Genomic DNA, 3,721 nt, shown 5'->3' with positions numbered 1-3,721 from the left:
TGCCAAGTTGCTGGCCTTCATCGCCTACTTCAATGCCACCATGGCCAAACCGTTCCGTTGGACGTATCAAGGGAAACCATTGATGGTCTAAGTGCCATTACAAACATTTGAGCGCCACTGTACTAGAAAACGTGGTCTGTCCCTGAGGTATCCTGAGGTATCGCTGAGGTATCGTCCCTGAGGTATCCCTTTTCTCGCCTCCGGTCTCGCTCATGGTTTTTCGCCTCAGTGTTGGGCGGCCGCACGCAGAGCCTCGACCTGCTCGACGGTCAGCCCGGTAGCCTGGGCAATCTGCCCGTCGCTGAGCACGCCCAGCTTGATGAGGTTGCGGGAGGTCTCTTGGGCCGCCGCTTGGCGACCTTTCCGCATCCCGATCTGTTCGCCTTCCTGGCGCCCTTCCTGGCGCCCTTCCTGGCGCCCTTCCAGACGTCCCTCCTCGCGTTCGCGCTTCGCCCAGCTCTCCAGGTTCTCTGCCAACATGGCTTTATCCTCGACTAATGAGTGAATCTGTTTCAGATCGATGTCCGCGCCCAGCCGCCGCAGGTGGCGCTTGAGCCAGCGGGTGATGAGCCAGTCCAGCCGCGCCTTGTTGGGATCGGCCTGGATAAGGCGCACCAGCCGATCCACCGCCGCCTGCAGGCAGGCTCGGTCCCCCGCCGCGTTCTCGACCTCGAAGAGGCCGCTCAGGGGGCTATTGATCACACCCAGCTGCTCGCGCGTGTAGCGGCCCTCGTCGATGAGGTAATAGCGCAGGTGCGGCTGGTAGGCACGCAGGAAAACAGGCGGCTCGGGGCGCACCTGGTCATAGATGTCCTCGCGCGCCGTCCAGCGTTGGGAGCCATTGTAGAGCACGATCGGCAGAATCGGCGGCAGACCCTGGGCCGGGGTGGTCACCTTGGTCTTGAGCAGATGCTGGTAGAAGCAGGCGACGTAGTGCAGCATCCTCAGCGACATGCCGGGATCGACCCTGGACTGAAACTCCAGCAGCAGATAGAGAAAGACCCGCGCGGTGAGGCCCTGCCAGTGCACCGCGACCGACCAGACGACGTCCTCGAACTTCTCCTCGAACAACGGCGTAATGTAATTGCCGCTGTGATTTTTCAGCGTGGAGAAGTCCACCATGGCCGCGATCTCGGGCGGGGCGAAGCCCTCGATCAGTTGCTGGACGAATTCCGGGTGGCTGAACAACTCCTTGTAGCCGGTGTCGTGGTGCTTGGTCATGCGCGGCTCCGCTGTCGTGATGGCGGTAACAGTAGCGCCGTCTTGGCGCTCTGCAAAGGTCGATGCCGCCTCCGTTTCCGCACCGCTCAAGAAACAACGCCCCGCTTTCGCAAAAGCGTTTTGGTCAGGCGTTGGCGTGATGAACGACCCGGCGCGCCACAGCAAACAACTGCTGACGGATGAGCAAAGGTTTCTGCCACCGGTCATTTAAGCTGTCAAGCCGGCACACTAAGGGTGGATCGAAATGGGTGAAGCAAAGCGCAAGACCGATGCGGCAGCGTTCAAAGCCAAAGTCGGATTGGAAGCCATCCGTGGGGTGAAAACGGTCAACGAGATTGGTCAGGAGCACGGCGTGCACCCGGTGCAAGTCGGGCAATGGAAGAAGGCGATCCTGGAACAAGCCGGCACGCTGTTCGAGACCAAACGCGGGCGTCAGCCGGCGGACGATCGGAGCGCCCCGGAACGCCTCGACAGCGAGATCGGGCGTCTGAAGATGGAACTGGACTGGTTGAAAAAAAAGTCCGGGGTGAGCCTGTGAGCACGCGTCGCGCGTGGATCGAGCGCGAGGGTGAAGTGGCGGTGATCCGGCCATGTGCCTTGACCGGGGTCGCGCGCTCTGGCCTTGATCATCGATTGGTCCACTGTTGCTAAGCCGCCACAAGGGTGAGGTAAGGCTGCCTCGCCGGGCGCGGTCGTCGTTGCGCCGGCCGGGCTGGCCAAGGCATGCGCTCGAGCACCTGCTCGAACAAGGATGGGTGGGGCTGAGCGAAGAAGCGCTCAGCAGCCGTGGTGCCATCGGGGCGCTTGATCGCAAAGTTGTGCAAGGCGGTTAAGACCTGCTGCTTGCGCGGGCGGAGTTGATGATGCCCATGCGGATCGAGCGCGAGGAAGCCATTGCGCCCTTCGACACACGAGCGGCTGCGCTGGAACAGATCGGCACACTCACCGGCGACCTGCTCGAGGTCGCGGCGGGTCTCCTGATCGAGCGACTGGATCGGGTGCGAGCGCTGCTGCAGCGGGGCGAGGCGCTGAGCACTCCGTGCCCGCAGCCGATGGCGTTGCTCAGCGCGGGTGCTGCGCGCGGCGGCGCGCTCCAGAGAGAGCGCCGGGATCCGGTCGTTGAGCATCGCCTGCTCGATCGCCGGTGCCAGGTCCAGCGCCTGCACCCGCGTGTTGACCATCATGAAGAAGAAGGCCAACGTGGCCACCAGGCTGTGGGTGAGTCGCTTCGCCTTGGCCAGATGTGCGCACAGGCGCTCGGAGAGGTCCGCCTCTTCGGCGATCGCCTCCAGGCGCGCAAACAGCGTCCCCAGACGCCTCTGCAGCTGCTCGGGCGTTTGCGCCTGTCCCTGTTGCGGGTCATCGGGATGATCGATCTCGCTGAAGGCGCCGATCAGGGTTTTCGCCTCAGCGCGCGGCGCCTGGGCGCGCGCCTGGGTGAGGCTGGTCTGGACGTCGGCGCTCAGCGCCTCATCGATGCGCGCGGCAAACGCCGGTGGGCGTCCCGGGCCATGACGGCGGCGATGATCGGCCTGCTCGGCGGCGCATTCGCCTTGCCAGCACGCCTTGGCCTTGGCCTCATCGGACTCAGCCTGCTGCTCAGCGCGCTTCAGCGAGAGGCTCATCGCCTGGCTGACCTCATGCTGCAGATGAAACAGATCCGTGGAATGATGCGCGCCCAGATCGCGCTCGACAGGCGCCAACAACCCCTTGGCCTCATCACTGGTGCCTTGCACCACCGTCACATTCAGCCCCTTGAGTCCACCCTCGAGCGCCTGTGTCCAGGCCGCCGCCGAGCGCTCATCGCTCGTCTGCTCGAGCAGGATGAAGCCCGAGACCGCATCGATGCTCACCAAGCGCATGCCGTCCTTCCAGGTCTCATCTTCGGCGAGACTCAGCAGGCGATGAGGCATGCCTTGGGCCAGCGCCTCGCGCAGGTCGGTGGCACCGCTCACCATCGGCTCCTCCAGTTCGACGTGGAACGCCTGCTGCGTGCCGTAGGAGGCACCAATGAACGCCGACCGTCCGCTGAGCGCGAGAAAGTCGCAGACCACGCGCACGCCCGCGCCGCCCTGCTCGCTGATGCTCCAGTGCGCGGCGACCAGGATCTGGCGCAGCCAGACCACACCCTCGGGCGTCTCGACGAAGGCCGCCAGCGCCGCCGGTGCCGGGGTCGCAGGGGGCGCGTTCCAGTGACGCCGTGTGCTGCGCGCGACGCCAGCGCTGGTGAGCGCCGCGCGTTGACTCTCCCCATCCTGCTGCGCTTGCGCCACCGCATGCAGCTGCTTGGCGCGATCCAAGCGATCATGGATTGGCGTGGGGCGTCGATCTGCAATAGAGTCCACAGCGGCAGGAGCATCGGGCAACGGCATTCCCCTCGGTCAGTTTGCACTTCCAAGGGTACGCCTACCCGGCGCTCCTGCCACTCCTTCAGGGCGCTTGATCGCCTACCGAAATACTCAGTTTTGGACCAACCGATGATCAAGGCCCGCGCTCTGGA

3 protein-coding genes and 1 pseudogene are annotated in these 3,721 nt (G+C 64.4%); 2 read left to right on the top strand and 2 right to left on the bottom strand.

Annotation, left to right across the window (positions count from 1 at the left end; genetic code table 11):
• Positions 1-225 precede the first annotated feature (225 nt).
• Positions 226-1,221, bottom strand: coding sequence for an Rpn family recombination-promoting nuclease/putative transposase (locus QZY07_RS22295; protein ID WP_295407651.1), 996 nt, complete (start codon positions 1,219-1,221; stop codon positions 226-228).
• On the opposite strand from QZY07_RS22295, the gene QZY07_RS22290 reads away from it, so the two are divergent.
• Entirely contained in the window at positions 1,220-1,432 is a 213-nt protein-coding gene (locus tag QZY07_RS22290) for a hypothetical protein (RefSeq protein WP_295407648.1), read from the top strand. The two genes, QZY07_RS22295 and QZY07_RS22290, sit on opposite strands and share 2 nt — an antisense overlap.
• Before the next feature lie 33 nt (positions 1,433-1,465).
• Positions 1,466-1,839, top strand: a pseudogene (locus QZY07_RS22285) (IS3 family transposase); the annotation flags it as partial.
• 29 nt (positions 1,840-1,868) lie between these two features.
• On the opposite strand, the gene QZY07_RS22280 reads toward QZY07_RS22285, so the two are convergent.
• The gene (locus tag QZY07_RS22280; RefSeq protein ID WP_295407646.1) at positions 1,869-3,521 is read right to left on the bottom strand and encodes a DUF6399 domain-containing protein; all 1,653 of its coding nucleotides are present in this window, start codon (positions 3,519-3,521) and stop codon (positions 1,869-1,871) included.
• Positions 3,522-3,721: the final 200 nt, after the last annotated feature.

The sequence above is a fragment of the uncultured Thiocystis sp. genome, assembly GCF_903866365.1.
GTDB lineage: Bacteria > Pseudomonadota > Gammaproteobacteria > Chromatiales > Chromatiaceae > Chromatium.
Note: the sequence above shows the minus strand (reverse complement) of the source record. Positions and strands in the feature narration are given on the sequence as shown.

What these genes read in the sequence shown, in the direction of transcription:
- QZY07_RS22290 (WP_295407648.1), top strand. Translation starts at nt 1,220, where the DNA reads ATGCGCGGCTCCGCTGTCGTGATGGCGGTAACAGTAGCGCCGTCTTGG.
- QZY07_RS22295 (WP_295407651.1), bottom strand. Translation starts at nt 1,221, where the DNA reads ATGACCAAGCACCACGACACCGGCTACAAGGAGTTGTTCAGCCACCCG.